General features: G+C 71.3%; 20 protein-coding genes. 6 read left to right on the top strand and 14 right to left on the bottom strand.

Translation table 11 applies throughout. The features are described 5' to 3' along the window. Window positions 1–48: 48 nt before the first annotated feature. Window positions 49–381, top strand: coding sequence for a hypothetical protein (locus BM419_RS28230; RefSeq protein WP_056526737.1), 333 nt, complete (start codon window positions 49–51; stop codon window positions 379–381). On the opposite strand, the gene BM419_RS28235 is transcribed toward BM419_RS28230, so the two are convergent. The 9 genes from BM419_RS28235 to BM419_RS28275 all read right to left on the bottom strand — a co-directional run bounded on the left by BM419_RS28235 (window position 366) and on the right by BM419_RS28275 (window position 8,141). Then, complete coding sequence (locus BM419_RS28235) at window positions 366–812, bottom strand: hypothetical protein (protein ID WP_091928397.1); 447 nt, start codon at window positions 810–812, stop codon at window positions 366–368. The genes BM419_RS28230 and BM419_RS28235 overlap by 16 nt on opposite strands. A gap of 126 nt (window positions 813–938) precedes the next feature. Beyond that, a complete protein-coding gene (locus tag BM419_RS28240; RefSeq protein WP_091928398.1) occupies window positions 939–1,271 on the bottom strand; it encodes a hydroxyisourate hydrolase in 333 nt (110 codons plus the stop codon). After that, the gene (locus BM419_RS28245) at window positions 1,268–2,701 is read right to left on the bottom strand and encodes an amidase (RefSeq protein WP_091928399.1); all 1,434 of its coding nucleotides are present in this window, start codon (window positions 2,699–2,701) and stop codon (window positions 1,268–1,270) included. Before BM419_RS28245 ends, BM419_RS28240 begins: the two co-directional genes overlap by 4 nt. Next, window positions 2,698–3,450, bottom strand: a complete 753-nt coding sequence (locus tag BM419_RS28250; protein WP_091928400.1) for an aspartate/glutamate racemase family protein — start codon at window positions 3,448–3,450, stop codon at window positions 2,698–2,700. Before BM419_RS28250 ends, BM419_RS28245 begins: the two co-directional genes overlap by 4 nt. Window positions 3,451–3,468: 18 nt before the next feature. Next, complete coding sequence (locus BM419_RS28255; protein WP_091928401.1) at window positions 3,469–4,287, bottom strand: ABC transporter permease; 819 nt, start codon at window positions 4,285–4,287, stop codon at window positions 3,469–3,471. 18 nt (window positions 4,288–4,305) lie between these two features. Beyond that, window positions 4,306–5,208 (bottom strand): ABC transporter permease, encoded by a 903-nt coding sequence (locus BM419_RS28260; RefSeq protein WP_091928402.1) that lies wholly within the window; start codon window positions 5,206–5,208, stop codon window positions 4,306–4,308. Further along, entirely contained in the window at window positions 5,205–6,248 is a 1,044-nt protein-coding gene (locus tag BM419_RS28265; protein WP_091928403.1) for an ABC transporter substrate-binding protein, read from the bottom strand. The genes BM419_RS28260 and BM419_RS28265 overlap by 4 nt, the downstream gene beginning before the upstream one ends. Window positions 6,249–6,285: 37 nt before the next feature. After that, on the bottom strand, window positions 6,286–7,386 hold the full coding sequence (locus BM419_RS28270) for an ABC transporter ATP-binding protein (RefSeq protein WP_091928404.1): 1,101 nt from the start codon (window positions 7,384–7,386) through the stop codon (window positions 6,286–6,288). After that, window positions 7,383–8,141, bottom strand: coding sequence for a maleate cis-trans isomerase family protein (locus BM419_RS28275; protein ID WP_244540899.1), 759 nt, complete (start codon window positions 8,139–8,141; stop codon window positions 7,383–7,385). The genes BM419_RS28270 and BM419_RS28275 overlap by 4 nt, the downstream gene beginning before the upstream one ends. Before the next feature lie 167 nt (window positions 8,142–8,308). Between BM419_RS28275 and BM419_RS28280 the strand changes: the two genes are divergently transcribed. Further along, complete coding sequence (locus BM419_RS28280) at window positions 8,309–9,037, top strand: GntR family transcriptional regulator (RefSeq protein ID WP_091928406.1); 729 nt, start codon at window positions 8,309–8,311, stop codon at window positions 9,035–9,037. Between the two features lie 114 nt (window positions 9,038–9,151). Here BM419_RS28280 and BM419_RS28285 read toward each other — a convergent pair whose 3' ends face one another. From BM419_RS28285 to BM419_RS33055, 3 genes are all read right to left on the bottom strand, one after another. Beyond that, window positions 9,152–9,400, bottom strand: a complete 249-nt coding sequence (locus tag BM419_RS28285) for a PilZ domain-containing protein (RefSeq protein WP_042675639.1) — start codon at window positions 9,398–9,400, stop codon at window positions 9,152–9,154. A gap of 204 nt (window positions 9,401–9,604) precedes the next feature. After that, window positions 9,605–11,137, bottom strand: coding sequence for a sensor domain-containing diguanylate cyclase (locus BM419_RS28290; protein WP_091928407.1), 1,533 nt, complete (start codon window positions 11,135–11,137; stop codon window positions 9,605–9,607). A 142-nt stretch (window positions 11,138–11,279) separates the two neighbouring features. Next, a complete protein-coding gene (locus BM419_RS33055) occupies window positions 11,280–11,495 on the bottom strand; it encodes a hypothetical protein (RefSeq protein ID WP_091928408.1) in 216 nt (71 codons plus the stop codon). On the opposite strand from BM419_RS33055, the gene BM419_RS33060 reads away from it, so the two are divergent. After that, window positions 11,494–11,718, top strand: a complete 225-nt coding sequence (locus BM419_RS33060; protein WP_244540900.1) for a hypothetical protein — start codon at window positions 11,494–11,496, stop codon at window positions 11,716–11,718. The genes BM419_RS33055 and BM419_RS33060 overlap by 2 nt on opposite strands. 256 nt (window positions 11,719–11,974) lie before the next feature. Then, complete coding sequence (locus tag BM419_RS28300) at window positions 11,975–12,202, top strand: hypothetical protein (RefSeq protein ID WP_029360406.1); 228 nt, start codon at window positions 11,975–11,977, stop codon at window positions 12,200–12,202. Window positions 12,203–12,222: 20 nt separating this feature from the next. Here BM419_RS28300 and BM419_RS28305 read toward each other — a convergent pair whose 3' ends face one another. After that, the gene (locus BM419_RS28305) at window positions 12,223–12,495 is read right to left on the bottom strand and encodes a hypothetical protein (protein WP_020094693.1); all 273 of its coding nucleotides are present in this window, start codon (window positions 12,493–12,495) and stop codon (window positions 12,223–12,225) included. A gap of 206 nt (window positions 12,496–12,701) precedes the next feature. Between BM419_RS28305 and BM419_RS28310 the strand changes: the two genes are divergently transcribed. Further along, window positions 12,702–12,992: a hypothetical protein gene (locus tag BM419_RS28310; protein ID WP_091928409.1), complete on the top strand. Its 291-nt coding sequence runs from the start codon at window positions 12,702–12,704 to the stop codon at window positions 12,990–12,992. A gap of 452 nt (window positions 12,993–13,444) precedes the next feature. Here BM419_RS28310 and BM419_RS28315 read toward each other — a convergent pair whose 3' ends face one another. Beyond that, complete coding sequence (locus tag BM419_RS28315; RefSeq protein WP_091928410.1) at window positions 13,445–14,290, bottom strand: HipA domain-containing protein; 846 nt, start codon at window positions 14,288–14,290, stop codon at window positions 13,445–13,447. Window positions 14,291–14,386: 96 nt separating this feature from the next. Between BM419_RS28315 and BM419_RS28320 the strand changes: the two genes are divergently transcribed. Next, the coding region (locus tag BM419_RS28320; protein WP_139257148.1) for a transposase at window positions 14,387–14,619 on the top strand (233 nt) is incomplete at its 3' end.

The raw sequence follows: 14,619 nt of genomic DNA on the forward strand, positions 1-14,619 counted from the left end.
CGCGGTATCAGGGGGCCATCGGCCGGAGCGGAGCTGTACGAGGAGCGCATGGCCGAAAGGCGGAAGGGCACCGGGTCCGGCGAGGATAGCCTATCGCGCCACATCCTCCCCAATGCCGGCACGATGGTCGGCGTCTGCACCACGCTGATCGGCCTCGTGAAGATCGCCGAGGGCTGGATCGGGCCGAGCCACGTCGACGAGGCCGCCGCTCTGACGGCGATCCTGTTCCTGGTCAGCGCGATCGCGTCCTACCTGTCGATCCGCCTGGACGACGGCGGCGATCTCTCGGTCACCCTGGAGCGCTGCGCCGACATCTGCTTCGTCATCGGGCTGATCGGCCTGACGCTGATCTCGGTCCTGTTCGCCTACGAGACGATCTGACGGCGCGCGGCGCGGAGCCGGTCGGGCAGGGCCTCGCGGTCGGTCAGCGCCGCCGCCAGGACCGCGAACAGGCCGAGATGCAGGCCGAGCGCCGCCAGCCCGGGATCGCGCAGGGACCACAGGCCGGCCGCCCCGAGCGCCATGAGCGGCGGTCCCGCCACGTAGACGGCGCTTCGCCACCCGGCGGGCCGGCCGAGACGCCAGAAGCAGCCGGCCAGCGCCGCCAGGGCGAAGCCGCCCTTGAGCAGCGCCATGAAGCGGATCACCCGCACGAGGTCGGGATCGACGGGCGCCGCGGGGACCCGTGCGGCCGCGACGAAGGCCAGCGGAAGCGCGAGGATCGTCAGCGCGGCGAGCAGCAGGCGCGCCCGTGGGGTGCCGCGCGTCGCGGGCCCGGCCGCCGCCGGGATCGTCATCGCCTGAACCCGCATCGGCTTCCTCCTGCGCGCGCCGCGATCGGGGGCGAGTCTAGGCTCTCCCGAGGCTCCGGTCACCTCGCGGGGAAGGGCGGCCGGGCGGCGCCGTCGCGGGCCGGGTCCGAGGGCGGCGCGTGCGGCTCAACAGCCGCGAAACAGCGCCACCCCGAAGGCGGTGAATTTCAGCGGCAGGTGGCAGTGGCGGTCGGGGTCGTCGATCCGGAAGCGGATCGCGGCCTCCTCCAGGAACCCCTCCCCCGCGGCCCCGACGAAGTCCCCGATGACGAACACGACCTCGTAGAGGCCGGCGGCGAGCCGCGTCCGCACGACCGGATGGTCGAGGGTCCCGTCCGCCCCGAGTCGGCCCTCGGCGATCACCCGCCGCTTTCCTCCAGCGCTCAGGACGCGCACGTGCATCCCCTCGGCCGGCCGGCCCGTGGCGGCGTCGACGGCGTGGAGCGACAGGCCGGTCACGGGGTCCCGTCCTCCCAGACCATCCGCCAGGGATGGGCCGCCTCGTAGGCGGCCGCCATCGCGACCAGGGTCTCGTCGCCGCCCCAGGGCGTCACGAGCTGGAACCCGATCGGAAGCCCGGCGCCCGAGGGTCGGCAGGGGATCGAGATCCCCGGGCAGCCGGCGGCGTTGACGAAGCCCGTGAAGGTCGCCGAGCCGCGGGGGCCCACCGGTACCCCGGCGATGCGCGGCGGATGGGTGTCCTCCGCCGGCCAGGGCAGCGCCGCGGCCGCGGGGGTCATGAGGAGGTCGTGATCGGCGAACAGGGCGGCGAGGTCCCGGCGCAGCGCCAGCGCCATCCGCTGCACCTCGAACAGGTCGGCCGCCGACAGGGCCGCCCCGGCCTCCGCCAGGGCGCGGATGTCGGGGCCGAGCGCGTCGAGTCCGCCCGGATGCGCGCGCATCAGCCACGCGATGCCCGCCTGGCCGAGGACCGGCCACGCCTCCGTGATGGCCGTCGCCGCGTCGAAGCGGCCGGTCTCGACCCGGTGGCCGAGGCCGGCGAGGCGCCCGGCCGCCTCGGCGACGCTGTCGGCGATCTCGGGATCGACCGGGGCCGTCCCGAAGGCCGGGACGTGCAGGATCCGCAGCGGGCGCTCCGGCATGACGGCGCTCCCGAACGGGCCGAAGCCGTGCGGCGCGACGGCATCCGGGTCGGCCGCCCCGAGGATCCGCATGGCCGCCGCGAGGTCGTCGACGGTGCGCGCCATCGGCCCGACCACCTCGAGGTCAAGCATGATCGGCGGCAGCCCGCCCGTCCGCGGCACCCGACCGGCCGTCGGCTTCAGGCCGACGAGGCCGGTATGCGAGGCGGGCCGGCGGATCGAGCCGCCCGCGTCCGTCCCGACCGCCAGGGGCCCGATCCCGGACGCCACCGCCGCGACGGCGCCTCCGCTGGAGCCCCCCGGCGTCAGCGCCGGATCCCACGGGTTCCGGGTGATCCCGTGGACCGGGTTGCCGGTGTAGCCCTGGACGGTCAGCTCCGGGACGTTGGTCTTGCCCAGGATCACCGCCCCGGCCGCGCGCAGGCGCGCCACCGGTGTCTCGTCGCGGTCGACGGCCTGCCCGGCCCCCTCCCCCGCGTAGAGCCGGCTGCCCCAGCCGGTCGCGAACCCGGCGACGTTCAGGCTGTCCTTGACCGTCAGCGGCACGCCGTCGAGGGGCCCGAGCGGCCGCCCCGTCCGCCAGCGCGCGGCGCTCGCCGCGGCGGCGCGCTCCGCGCCCTCGGGATCGACGGCGACGAGGGCGTTGAGCACCGGGTTCACGGCCTCGGCCCGCTCCAGGCAGGCGCGGGCGGCCGCGACCGGGCTCGCCGTCCCGGCGGCGTAGCGGCGGCCCAGGGCGGCGGCCGAGAGGGTCCAGAGCGGGCCGTCCGCGTCGATCCGGGTCATGACTCCTCCTCGCGATGGGCGATCCAGCGGGCGAGCGGCCCGGCGAGGCCGGTGGCCGGCTTGGCGGGCGGGCGGGCGAAACGGCCGGCCCGCGGCGGCCGCGTCCCGAGCCGCACCAGGGCCTGCGCCTGGCCCAAGGCGGCCGCCAGCGGGTCGACGAGCGGCACCGGCACCGCGTCCCGCAGGGTCGTGGCGAGGCCGGCGAGCGGCGCGCCGGCCAGGATCACGACGTCGGCCCCCTCCCCCACCGCCCGCTCGGCCAGGGCCAGGATCTCGGGCCGCAGCTCATCCTGCACCTCGGTCACCGCGTGGAACGGCCGGCGCACCGCGTGGAGGCCGGCGCAGCGCGCCGACAGCCCGGCCAGCGCCACCGCGTCCTCGTACCAGGGCAGCAGGGCGGGCGCGAAGGTGACGACCGCGAACCGCGCCCCGAGCTGGCAGGCGGTCAGCATCGCGGCCTCGGCCATGCCGACCACCGGCAGGTCGAACAGCTCCCGGGCGGCGACCAGACCGGGATCGCCGTAGGCCGCGATCACTGCGGCGTCGTGGCCGGAATGGTGGGCGGCGAGCGTCTCCAGCACGGCTGCCCCGGCGAGCTGCGCCTCGGCCCGGCTCGCGATGTAGGGCAAGCCGGAGGTGGCGGTGAGCGCGGTGATGTGCGCGTCGGGGGCGAGTGCCGCCTCGGCGGCCCGCGCCATGCGCGCGGTCATCGCCGCCGAGGTGTTGGGGTTGAGGAGCAGGATGCGCATGCGAGGGCTCCGGGAGCTTCAGCCCGCCATCCGGCGGGACAGGCCGGCGGCGCGCTCCATCACGGCGGCGAGCACCACGGTCACGAGGATCAGCAGGCTGGAGGCCGCCGCCACCGTGACGTCGAGGCGGCCCTCCAGGTCCTGCCACATGCGGATCGGCAGCATGTCGGTGGCGGCGTCGCGCAGGAACAGCGAGACCGGGACGTTGTCGAAGCTCGCCATGAAGGCGATGAAGCCGCCGGCCAGGATCCCGGGCCGGATCAGCGGCAGGGTCACCCGGCGGAACGTGTAGAGGCGCGAGGCGCCGAGCGAGGTCGAGCTCTCGAGGAGCACCGGATCCATCTGCGACAGGGCCGCCACGGTGGTGCGGACCACGTAGGGCACGCAGACCACGGTATGGCCGAGGACGAGGGTCAGCGGCGAGACCGGGATGCCGGCGAGGCTGAACAGCATCAGCGCCGCAAGCCCGAAGGCCAGGGCCGGCAGGACAAGGGGCGACAGGAACAGGCTGTCGAGGAGGCGCGCGGAGAGCCGCCGCGACCGCGCGATGGCGAGCGCCGCCGCGGTGCCCAGCCCCACCGACAGCAGGGTCGTCCAGCCCGCCACCACGAGGCTGTTCCAGGCGGCGGCCCGGAGCTGCTCGGCCTCCGCGAGCGCCGCGTACCAGCGCAGGGAGTAGCCCGGCGGCGGGAAGCGCAGGGAGAAGCCGCTGGTGAACGACACCACCACGACGATCACGGTCGGCGCCGCCAGCAGGACGAGGCAGAGCCCGGCCAGCAGCAGCACCGCGCCGTGGAAGCTGAACCAGTCGACATCGCGCCGCAGGCTCGTCCGCATGGTGACCTCCCGGTGATCTCAGGCAGCGCGCGCGCGGCCGTCCGACAGGCGGCCCGCGACGTTGAGGAGCGCGACGCAGGCGAGGACCGCCACGAGGAAGACGATCGCGATCGCCGCCGCGAACGGCCAGTTGTTGAGCGAGGAGGCCTGCTGGTACAGGTACATGGGCATGAACAGCATCTGCCCGCCGCCGATCAGCGACTGGGTGATGAAGGCGGTGATCGCCGCCGCGAAGGTCAGCAGGCAGCCCGCCACGATGCCGGGCAGGCAGAGCGGCAGCGTCACCCGGAGGAAGGTGCGCCACGCCCCCGCCCCGAGCGCCGCCGAGGCGTCGGCGAGGTTCGGGTCGATCCGCGACAGGGCGGTGACCAGGGGCAGGACCATCAGCGGCAGTTGCACCTGCGCCAGCGCCAGGACGAGACCGCCCTCGGTGTAGAGCAGCTTCAGGGGCGCGTCGGTGAGGCCGAGGCCGAGGAGCGCGGCGTTGACGATGCCCTGGCGCCCGAGGATCACGATCCACGCGAAGGTCCGCACCACCACGCTCGTGAGCAGCGGCAGCAGCACGATCAGGGTCAGCAGGCCGCGCAGCCGGCCGGGCGCCCAGGTCAGGAGCAGCGCCAGCGGCAGGCCGAGCAGGAGGGTCAGCACCGTGACCTCGACGCCGAGCCACAGGGTCGCGCCGAGCACCCGCAGGGAGAACGGGTCGAGCAGGAACCGGGCGTACTGGTCGAGGCCGAACCGGGTCATGGCCGGATCGGCGTAGAAGCTCACGAGCACCAGCAGCGCCAGCGGCGCCAGGAAGAAGACGAGGAAGAACGCCCCGAGCGGCAGCGCGAGGCGGATGTCGTAGGCCGCCGTCCAGGCGCGGCCCGGGCGGAGGGGCGCCGCGACCGGGCCCGCCGTGGCCGGGCCGGTGCTCACACCCGGATCTCGCGGTTGAAGCGCTCGATCCAGGCCGGCCGGCCGCGGTTGATCGCGGCCCAGTCCTGGAACACCGACTTGCGCTTCAGCTCGTCCGCGTCCTTCGCCAGGACCTTCGCGACCTCGCCCTCGATGGCGACCTTCCGGTTGGTCGGCACGATCAGGTAGGGGCTCTGCATCAGCTTGGCCTGCACCTCCGGCGACAGCGCGGCCTCGATCAGCTTGAAGGCCAGCTCCTTCGACGGCGTGTTCTTGACGATGTGGATCGTCGTCTTGAAGGCGATGATGCCCTCCTTCGGTGCGGCGAACTCCACCGGCACGCCCCGGGCCTTCAGGATCTGGATCGCGTTGAAATTGCCCGGCCCGATGTCGACCTGCTCCTGCTGGTAGAGGGCCGCCAGGGCGCCCGGGTTGGCGGCGACGGCGGCGAGGTTCGGCTTGAGCGCCTCCAGCGCCTTGAAGCCCGGCTCGACATCGGTCTCCGAGCCGCCGTGCATCCGGGCGATCTCCACGAGGAAGCCGGTGCCCAGCGTCGAGTTCAGGTTGGTGATGCCGACCCGGCCCTTGAATTCGGGCTTCCACAGGTCCGCCCAGGAGGTCGGCGGGGTCTTCACCTTCTCGGGATTGTAGGTCAGCCCGACGATCTGGAAGAACGGCGCCGGACCCATCGGCTCCTGCGCGTCCGCGATCAGGTCGCCGTAATGCGCGGATTGCGCCACCGGATAGGTCTCGACGAGGTCCTGCGCGATCGCCGTGAGGGCGGGGCCCGGATCGTGCAGCATCACGTCGATCGGTGGGTTGGCGCGGGCCGCCTGGACCTTGGCGATCTGGTCGACCGAGAGCATCGGATCGAGGATCACATCGCCGCCCGAGCTCTTGCGGAAGGCCGGCACGAGCACGGCCCGGTGCGCCTCCTCCCAGCTGCCCGTGAAGGTCGCGAAGACGAGCTTGCGCGCCTGGGCGTGGGACAGGCCCGGGAAGGCCTGCGCGGCACCGAGGGTCAGGGCGCCGGCGAGGAGGCTGCGGCGGTGCAGGGGCATGGTCGGTTCTCCTGGCTCGGTGTCGGGCGGCTCGGCCTCAGTGTCGGGGATCGGGAAAGACGCCGACCCGCTCGGGTGCTGTCGGGCGCAGGCGCACGCGGGTGCCGGGCGGCCGGGGCCGGGCGCCCGCCGCGCGCGGCTCGGCGGTCTTGAGGCGGGCGCCGCCGTCGAGGCGGATCTCGTGGACCAGGGTGGCGCCGAGTGGCAGACCGACCTCGATCGCGCCGTCGAGGCCGTCGGCAGCCCCTGCCCCGGCCCCCGGTCCCTCCTCCGCGAAGGCGACGTGCTCGGGCCGCAGGCAGGCGGCGACCCGGGTCCCGTCCGGCAGGGACGTTGCGGCGGGGAGCAGGCCGCCCGCCTCCAGGGCCACCACGCGGGCGCCGCCCGCCTCCGTCGCGATCCGCCCGTGCAGGACGTTGGCCGTGCCCACGAAGGTGTTGACGAACAGCGTCTCGGGGCGGTCGTAGACGTCGGTCGGGGGGGCGAACTGCTCCAGGCGCCCGGCATTGAGCACGGCGACCCGGTCGGCCATCGACAGGGCCTCCTCCTGGTCGTGCGTGACGATCAGCGTGGTGGTGCCGGCGCTGCGCTGGATGCGCTTGATCTCGATCTGCATGTCGAGGCGCAGGTTCTTGTCGAGGGCCGCGAACGGCTCGTCGAGGAGCAGGATCGAGGGGCGCACGGCGAGCGCCCGGGCCAGCGCCACCCGCTGCTGCTGGCCGCCCGACATCTCCCGCGGGAAGCGCCCGGCGAGGTGCTCCAGACGCACCAGCGCCAGCATCTCGGCGACCCGCGCCCTCTGCTCGGCCCGCCCGACACCCCGGGCCGCGAGGCCGTAGGCGACGTTGTCGGCGACGCTCATGTGCGGGAACAGGGCGTAGTTCTGGAACACGATGCCGACGGTACGCCGGTTCGGCGGCAGGTGGTCGACCGCTTGGCCGCCGATGATGACGCGCCCCTCCGTGGGCTTCAGGAAGCCCGCCACCGCGCGCAGCAGGGTGGTCTTGCCGCAGCCCGAGGGCCCGAGCAGGGCGACGAGCTCCCCGCCCCGGATGTCGAGGGTCACGGTGTCGACGGCGAGCGCCGACCCGTAGCGCTGGGTGATCCCGTCGAGGATCAGGGTGGTCCCGGCGCTCACGGGCGGCCCTCCTTGCCCGCCGCGAAGGCGCGGCCGTGCGCGGCGAGATGCGCCGTCGGGCAGCCCGCCAGCTCCAGGCCCTTCCACAGGGTGACGGCCACCGAATCGATCACCGGCACGCCGAGTTCGGCCTCCAGGGCCGGGGCGAGCGCGGCGCCCGCGAGGTTCGTGCAGACGATCGCCACCGCGTCGACGCCCTCGGCCGCCACCGCGCGGACCATGCCGGCGACGGCCTCCGGACCGGTCTCGGCGAAGGCGAAATTCTCGGACAGGCCGAGATGGCGCTCGGCGGCGCAGTCGAATCCGGCCGCGCCCCAGTTTTCTTGGATCCGGCGCTGCACGTCGCCGGTATAGGGCGTGACGAGGCCGATCCGCCGGAAATCCCGGGCGCGGAACAGGTCGCGGAAGGCGAGCGCAGCGGTGGAGGCCGGGCACCCGGTCCGGTCGGTGATCGCGGCGCTCAGGCGCTCGTCCGCGTCGAAGCCGAGCCACGCGCCGGAGGTCCCGTTCCACAGGATCGCGGCGACGCGGGCATCGGCGAGCAGTTCGGCCGCCGCCAGGATCGGCTCGGGGTCGAACTGGTCCAGGGCCGCCGCCGACAGGCCGATCTCCGTCACGCGGAAGCGGGCGAAGTGGGCGCTCACGCCCGCGACGCCGGCCAGCAGATGCGCCGTGGCCGGCTCAAGGACGCTGTTCGACGAGGGCGTCAGCATGCCCAGACGCGTCGTGCCGTTCGCTCGATCCATCGCATCCATCCCCGATCCGTGAAGCATCCGACAGGCCGGGACGGGCGACAAGGCATTTTCTGCATGCTGCATGCAATTTGCGCAAATGCATGATATGGCAGCGCAAGAGGCCGAAAAATGGGTCATCGATCGGGCGGCCGGACGCGCTAGGCTGGCGCGAGAGAAGGGGAGGATCGATGGACGTCGTCGCACGCCGCCGGGGCCGGCCCCGCAAGGCGCCGGTCGTCCCGGCCGCGCAGGTGCCGCGGACCGGGCTGCACGAGCAGGCGGCGGGCCGGCTCAGGGACATGATCGTGCGCGGCGTGTTGCCGGCCGGCGCGTCCCTCGTGGAGACGGACCTCTCTGTGGCCCTCGGGGTCAGCCGGACACCGTTGCGGGAAGCGCTCAAGCTCCTGGCCGCGGAGGGGCTGGTCGAGCTGCACCAGAACCGCAGCGCCCGCGTCCCGGACTGGACGCCGGAGGAGATCCTCGAACTGTTCGAGGCGCTCGCCGGGATCGAGCGGCTGACCGCGGAACTCGCGGCGCCGCGGATCTCCGAAACCCTGATGGACGCGCTGCGCGGCAAGCAGGCGCAACTCGACCGGATGCACCGGGACCAAGTGCTCGACGCCTATTTCGCCCTGAACCAGGAGATCCACCGGACGATCGTCGAGGCCGCCCGGAACCGTCCGCTGGCGGAGGCCCACGCGGCGCTCCAGGCCCGAGCCCAGTGGGCGCGCCTGCGCGCGCTCTCCAGCGGCAGCCGCTGGGAGGAATCGGCCCGCGAGCACCGGGATCTGTTCGAGGCGCTCGCCGCGCGGGACGCCGCCGCGGCCGGGACCGTCGCCCACCGCCACGTGCTGCGGACCGGCGTGGTGATTGCCGAGACGCTCCAGGCCCGGCGCACGGACCCCGCGGCGCCGTAACGAAGCGTTAACCCTGTCGTCGCATCGGTGGGTCACCAGCCGGACGCTGGCCTTCCACGCCCATCCGATCCGCCCCTCAACACGGGTGGGCGTGGAAGCCTCGACCGCCGCCCGTCAGGCGTCGCCGAACGAGACCCCGAGCTCGGTCTCCTGGCGCCACGTGACGCGCGCCGGCCGGCGCCGACCGCCGACCCCGTAGGCCAGCACGAACGCGTCGGGCACGCCGATCACGCTGACGACCTTCAGGCGGGCGCCCCCGTCCGACATGTTGCGGATCGTACAGTCGATCACGCCGCCGCCGGCGAGTTCGATATGGCCCTCAAGCAGGGTCCGTCTACGGGGCGCGGCGCGTCTGTCGTCCATCCTCGTTACCCTATGGTTGCGGGCCGGATCCCTGCGGATCCGCGCGCGCTCCACCGACCCGGGGCACGGATGATCGATCCCGGCCGCCCCGTCCGGCGCGACGCCGTCGGGCCCGATCCGGGCCGTCCGCCATCGCGCCCATGAGACCACGGCGTTCGTGTCGATTCCGTCAAAGCGCTCCGCGAAAGCGCGGCAGCGTGCCGGTCAGGACGTCCGCACGAGTTGCAGGGCGCCCCGCGGGGTCGGCGGCGCGACGCTGCGGGTCTGGTTGCGACCGCCGTTCTTGGCCTCGTACAGGGCGCCGTCCGCCAAGCGGTAGGGATCCGGCAGCGGCGCGCTCCGGTCGGCGCCCGGCCGGACGGCCGCGAGCCCGATGCTCACCGTCACGGCGCCGGCCCCGATCCCCGCCGACGGGACGGTCAGCTTGGCCACCTCGGCGTGGACCGTGTCGGCGACGCGCAGGGCGCCGGCCTCGTCCGTCTCGGGCAGGAGCAGGGTGAACTCCTCGCCGCCGATGCGGCTGACGAGATCCTGGGGGCGGTGCACGCTCGCCGCGAGGCAGCGGGCCAAGCCCTGCAGGATCTGGTCGCCCACCGGGTGCCCGTAGCGATCGTTGAAGCGCTTGAAATGGTCCGCGTCGACGATGAGCAGCGACAGGGGGTGGCCGTCGCGCCGGGCCGCGTCCAGGTTCCGCCGGAGGGCGTCCTCGAAGCAGCGGCGGTTCGGCAGGCCGGTCAGGGCGTCGGTGCGCGACAGCGCCGCCATCTCGGCCCGCAGCGCCTCGCGGCGGCGCAGCTCCCGCCCGAACAGGAGCGACAGCGCGATCGTGAGGCCGCACAGCGCCAGCACGATGCCGCCGATGATCGTCGCCTTCGCGGCCCACTCCGCCTCCACGTCCTTGGTGGACAGGGCGACGTTCAGGATCAGCGGCAGATTTCCGATCCGCGTGAACGTGTAGTTCCGCTCGACGCCGTCGCGCACGGAGGTGCTGACGAAGTTGCCGCGTCCCTCGCGCAGGAACCGTTTGAAGATCGCGGTCTTCCCGATATTCGCCCCGAGATCGGCCTCCACGTAGGGGTAGCGCATCAGGCGGGTGCCGTCGGTCAGGTACAGGTTGATGGCCCCGCCCGGTCCGAGATCGATCTCGCTGAACAGGTGCGTGAAGTAGGACAGCTTCACGGTGCCCAGGACCACGCCGCCGAAGCTGCCGTCGGGCCGGTCGATGCGGCGGCTGAACGGGAGCATCCGCTCCCCGTTGAGCCGCGACACGATCGGGCGCCCGACATGGAGGCCGAGCCCGGTGCTCGCCCGGTGGACCTGGAAATACTCGCGATCCGCGTAGTTGCCCGGGCGCGGCGGCACGGCCGCGATGTCGCCGACGGCGTCGCCCCGCTCGTCCAGGATCAGCATCACGCCCATGTCGCGGGCGGTCGCGGCGCGGTCGAACAGGATGAGCTGGCGCAGGTGCGGGTCGGCCTCGGCCAAGCCCGGCACCTTCAGGTTGTCGACGGCCGCGTGGATCGAGAGATCGTACATCTCGATGTTGCGCGCGATATCGCGCTCGAGGACCTGCAGGAGGTTCCAGGAGGTCTGCTCCGCGCTGGTCCAGGCGTCGCGGCGCAGGTCGGCCAGCATGAGACCGGACGTCACGACCATGCCCAGCGGAGCCAGGATCCCGAGGACAATCCAGGTGCGGGCCGAGCCGAGCCACGGGGCGACGCGTCGCCAGACGTTCATCGGCCCCCCGCGGACGGCGCTTCGTTGCCATGCTCTGGCACGTCGAGCCTTAACCGCCGCTTTCGCGGCGGTCGGGCCGGTCTTACATCCCGGCGTCTCTGTCCACGATTCGAGACACCTCGTTGATCGCGCCGCGCGGCCTTCAGAGTTCGCCGCCGGCCGGCGGGAAATCCTGCGTCACGGGCGCGCCGGGGATTTCGGCGGTCGCCGCCAGGAGACTCAAGCCATGGCCGGCGGTCCGGCGCGCGGCCTCCGCGCGGTCGACGCGGCGGAAGACCTCGCTGCACTTCACCGCTGTCAAGCCGGCGCTGACTCGGCGCGGCGAGCCGTTCCCGGTTCCGACGGCGACCGGTTTCATAACGCCCTTCGGCATCGCGATCCTGAACGGCGTCGTGCCCGCGAGCTACCTCCGCGATCTGGAGGCGACCGGCTCCGGCGTCCGGGAGGCCGCCACCCACGCCGCCGCGATACCGCTGCGACCCGTGATCATGACGGCTCACCTTACGGCACTGAACTTCCGGCTATGGCGTTCTCGACCAGCGCCCGCGCGGAGGTGCGGCGGCCGCTCGCCACCGCGGTGATCGGGGTCCTGATCGCCGCGACCCCGCTCACCCTGGTGGTGCTGCCGGCGGTCGATCCCACCGTCGCCGGCCTTCGCCGCCCTTCGAGTGGTCCCGGCCCCCTCCCGGCTACGGTTCTAAAGCGCGGCGGTGCGCGGCGACCGACCCGTGAACGCGACAAAGTATCCGCAATCGGTATGTGGATACGCAATTCTGTGCTGATGCCGGGACGATGCTCAGGCAACTATGTTGAGCTGACACGGAGCGGGAGTCCGGCATGTTGGACGGCGACGCCTTTGCCCACGAGATCGCGGCGCTCCTGATCGCCGACATCAAAACCTCCGGTGCACGCACGCGCGGCGAGCTCGAGGAGGCCTGCCGGATCTCCCTCGAGAGCCTGCTCGGCGGCACCGCGGTGCCGCCGCAGATCGCCGTGCTGATGCCGATCGGCCTGGAGCGGTGGCCGCGGGTGGTCGTGAAGGGACGGCCCCTGCCGGACGTGTAGGCCGGCGCCGCTCGCCCCTCTCAGCGGCCGATGACGCCGGTGCCCCCGGTCGGGCCGATGGCGTTCGGCCCGGTGTTCGGAGCGGGCGTCGCGGCTTGGTTCCTCTGGATGTCCATCCGGAGCGTATTGCTCTGGGTCGTCTGCTCCTGTCGCAGAGCGCGGACCTGACCGCTGGTCTCCATGGATTGGTTGGCGGCGTTCGGATTGTTCTGCTGCACCTGGGCCAGGGCGGGTGTCGCGGCCGCGGCCAGACCGAGGCTCGCGGCGGTGAGCGTGGCGATGAGGGGGCGCATTGAAAAGCTCTCGCGCTGATGGATCCTGCGGAGTTGACACGCCGACGGGCCGCCAAGTTCCATCCCGGTCGCGGCAGGTTGCCGTCCTCGCCGTTTGGCGGGGTGGTTAGCCAATTCCTGCCGACCAACGGCGTTCTTCACGCCTTGTTAACGCATCGGGGCAAGGCTGTCGGTGGCGTCAGGTTCGGGACGTTGAGAGGGGCGTGATGCGGGCCTTGTCGTCGGAGGATGAACAGGCTGTCGATCGGCTCACGCTGCAGCTTCTTCACGACGCCTATTGCGACCTCGCGGCGGTCCTGCGAGGTGCCCAGCCCCAGGCGGCCGCGGCGATCCTCGGCGTCATGGAGCAGCGCGTGACCGACGTCCTGACCCGGATCTGCCGGCAGGCTTCGGAAGGGGCGGCCTCGGTCGAGATTGCCGTCGCCGTCGGCGAGCGGATCGGGGAGATCATGGATCAGGCCCACGGGCGGGACATAGCCGGCACGCGAGCCGCTTGATTTGAAGTGATCACGGACACTGGCGCAACCAGCGTGTTCGACGCCCTGCGCATACTCTACCATTCGAGACCCAGCTAAAATTACGGACCGCGCAAAGCTAATTTTTGATTTGCATGCGCCGATAATTTGTCCTCCGGATATATGCGCCCTAGATCGCCAGTTTGTCCATCTTTTACATTGCTCAGCTCGCATGCAATGCTTCGCTGCTGAAAAAATATCATGATTATATCGGCTCAATTCGAAAACCAGCTTATGACTTTGTGGAGCAGTCACGGCGTGTTCGAAGCCCTTATGTTGATTGGCGGCATAAACTTTGATGAGAGTTTAAGTCGAATCCGGATCCTTCGCAGCGCATCCAATTTACATTTCGAGTGTATCTCTCATAGTGTGCAAATTTTTGCTTCGTTGTTCCATCTTGTCACGGGCGTGGCGCCATTTGATGGCGCGGACTCTCATTGTGACGCGGCGGTCCTGGGTAACGAGCCGAAGCATGCCAAGAGTATTTCTCGATCCCGTCGCGACACGCCTCGGGCGTCGAAAAAAGCTGGGATGCGCGAGGTGGCTTCATGAACCTCATCGAGAATGGAGCTGGCTTCGGCAGCGGAGAGGCCAAATTTTGTGTAGGCCGCGAATGCAGTGCACGAGTTGCATTCCTGGCTGATACCGGGAGCCGGGGCGCAGACATGCTTGGTGCCCGACGGATGCGGGACAACATCGAACACCGGTGAAAGATTCCAGCCAGTGCCATCGTTGATGAAAGCGTGGTTGCGCAAATGATCGTCGGTGTTCCGGAGATAGGCATTGACTAGGAGCCTGCGAAACATCTCGCGTTCCGGCGCGTGCACACCGATACGGCGCGCGGCTACCGCGATGTCCAAATAGGTCTTGCTTGTCGCATAACCATAAGCGGGCTCGCCCAGCAGAGTGCCGGCGCTGAGGTAAGACAAACACGCTCCAGCCGAGGATCGGTCAAAACGTGATACCAAGAGAACCGGCCTGTCGTTTACGACACGAATCTCCCGCTCCGGGACTCGCAGGCCTGCTGCCTCGGCGAAATCGAGGCAAACCGCTTCAGCCCTGGGATTGTTGAATCTGTCGTCCCACGCGGAAAATTTGGCTATCCATTCTTTTTCTGAAATCCTCACACGCGTCTTCGGTCGAGCTCCCCCAACATCCGAGCTGTGGATGAGTAGCTGCGCGAGTTGGCGCGCCGACGCTTCGCCATCCTCGTACTTCTCTGCTGCGATGAGCGCACCTTCAAGATCATCCTCGCTTTGAGCGCGCTCAAGCGTGCGCATCCGGCGAAGGCCGCCTTGTTTGGAGGTTTATCGGCGTCCAGCTTTTCGGTGATCTGATCCGGCATCGGTGCTGGCATCGGTGCTGGAGATGCTCGGATGGACGATGCGACCTACGTCCGGCGCCGCCGCTGGAGTCCTCAAGAGAAGCGCGCTGTCGTGACGGAGTCTGTGACCAGCGGCAACGTGATCGCGACGGCCAAGCGCCACGGCATCCAGGCGCAGCAGATCTATCGCTGGCGTGAACGGCTGGAGGCGCGGCCGGCCTGTGGCGCTTTCCTGGCTGTGGCGGTCGCGTCGGATCCAGGGCCGTCCAGTCCGGCACCGCTGTC

This window comes from Methylobacterium sp. yr668 (assembly GCF_900116245.1).
Classification (GTDB): Bacteria; Pseudomonadota; Alphaproteobacteria; order Rhizobiales; family Beijerinckiaceae; genus Methylobacterium.

What these genes read in the sequence shown, in the direction of transcription:
- BM419_RS28280 (WP_091928406.1), top strand. Translation starts at nt 8,309, where the DNA reads ATGGACGTCGTCGCACGCCGCCGGGGCCGGCCCCGCAAGGCGCCGGTC.
- BM419_RS28290 (WP_091928407.1), bottom strand. Translation starts at nt 11,137, where the DNA reads ATGAACGTCTGGCGACGCGTCGCCCCGTGGCTCGGCTCGGCCCGCACC.
- BM419_RS28230 (WP_056526737.1), top strand. Translation starts at nt 49, where the DNA reads ATGGCCGAAAGGCGGAAGGGCACCGGGTCCGGCGAGGATAGCCTATCG.
- BM419_RS28285 (WP_042675639.1), bottom strand. Translation starts at nt 9,400, where the DNA reads ATGGACGACAGACGCGCCGCGCCCCGTAGACGGACCCTGCTTGAGGGC.
- BM419_RS28245 (WP_091928399.1), bottom strand. Translation starts at nt 2,701, where the DNA reads ATGACCCGGATCGACGCGGACGGCCCGCTCTGGACCCTCTCGGCCGCC.
- BM419_RS28275 (WP_244540899.1), bottom strand. Translation starts at nt 8,141, where the DNA reads ATGGATGCGATGGATCGAGCGAACGGCACGACGCGTCTGGGCATGCTG.
- BM419_RS33055 (WP_091928408.1), bottom strand. Translation starts at nt 11,495, where the DNA reads ATGAAACCGGTCGCCGTCGGAACCGGGAACGGCTCGCCGCGCCGAGTC.
- BM419_RS28305 (WP_020094693.1), bottom strand. Translation starts at nt 12,495, where the DNA reads ATGCGCCCCCTCATCGCCACGCTCACCGCCGCGAGCCTCGGTCTGGCC.
- BM419_RS28255 (WP_091928401.1), bottom strand. Translation starts at nt 4,287, where the DNA reads ATGCGGACGAGCCTGCGGCGCGATGTCGACTGGTTCAGCTTCCACGGC.
- BM419_RS28310 (WP_091928409.1), top strand. Translation starts at nt 12,702, where the DNA reads ATGCGGGCCTTGTCGTCGGAGGATGAACAGGCTGTCGATCGGCTCACG.
- BM419_RS28315 (WP_091928410.1), bottom strand. Translation starts at nt 14,290, where the DNA reads ATGCGCACGCTTGAGCGCGCTCAAAGCGAGGATGATCTTGAAGGTGCG.
- BM419_RS28265 (WP_091928403.1), bottom strand. Translation starts at nt 6,248, where the DNA reads ATGCCCCTGCACCGCCGCAGCCTCCTCGCCGGCGCCCTGACCCTCGGT.
- BM419_RS28250 (WP_091928400.1), bottom strand. Translation starts at nt 3,450, where the DNA reads ATGCGCATCCTGCTCCTCAACCCCAACACCTCGGCGGCGATGACCGCG.
- BM419_RS28235 (WP_091928397.1), bottom strand. Translation starts at nt 812, where the DNA reads ATGCGGGTTCAGGCGATGACGATCCCGGCGGCGGCCGGGCCCGCGACG.
- BM419_RS28300 (WP_029360406.1), top strand. Translation starts at nt 11,975, where the DNA reads ATGTTGGACGGCGACGCCTTTGCCCACGAGATCGCGGCGCTCCTGATC.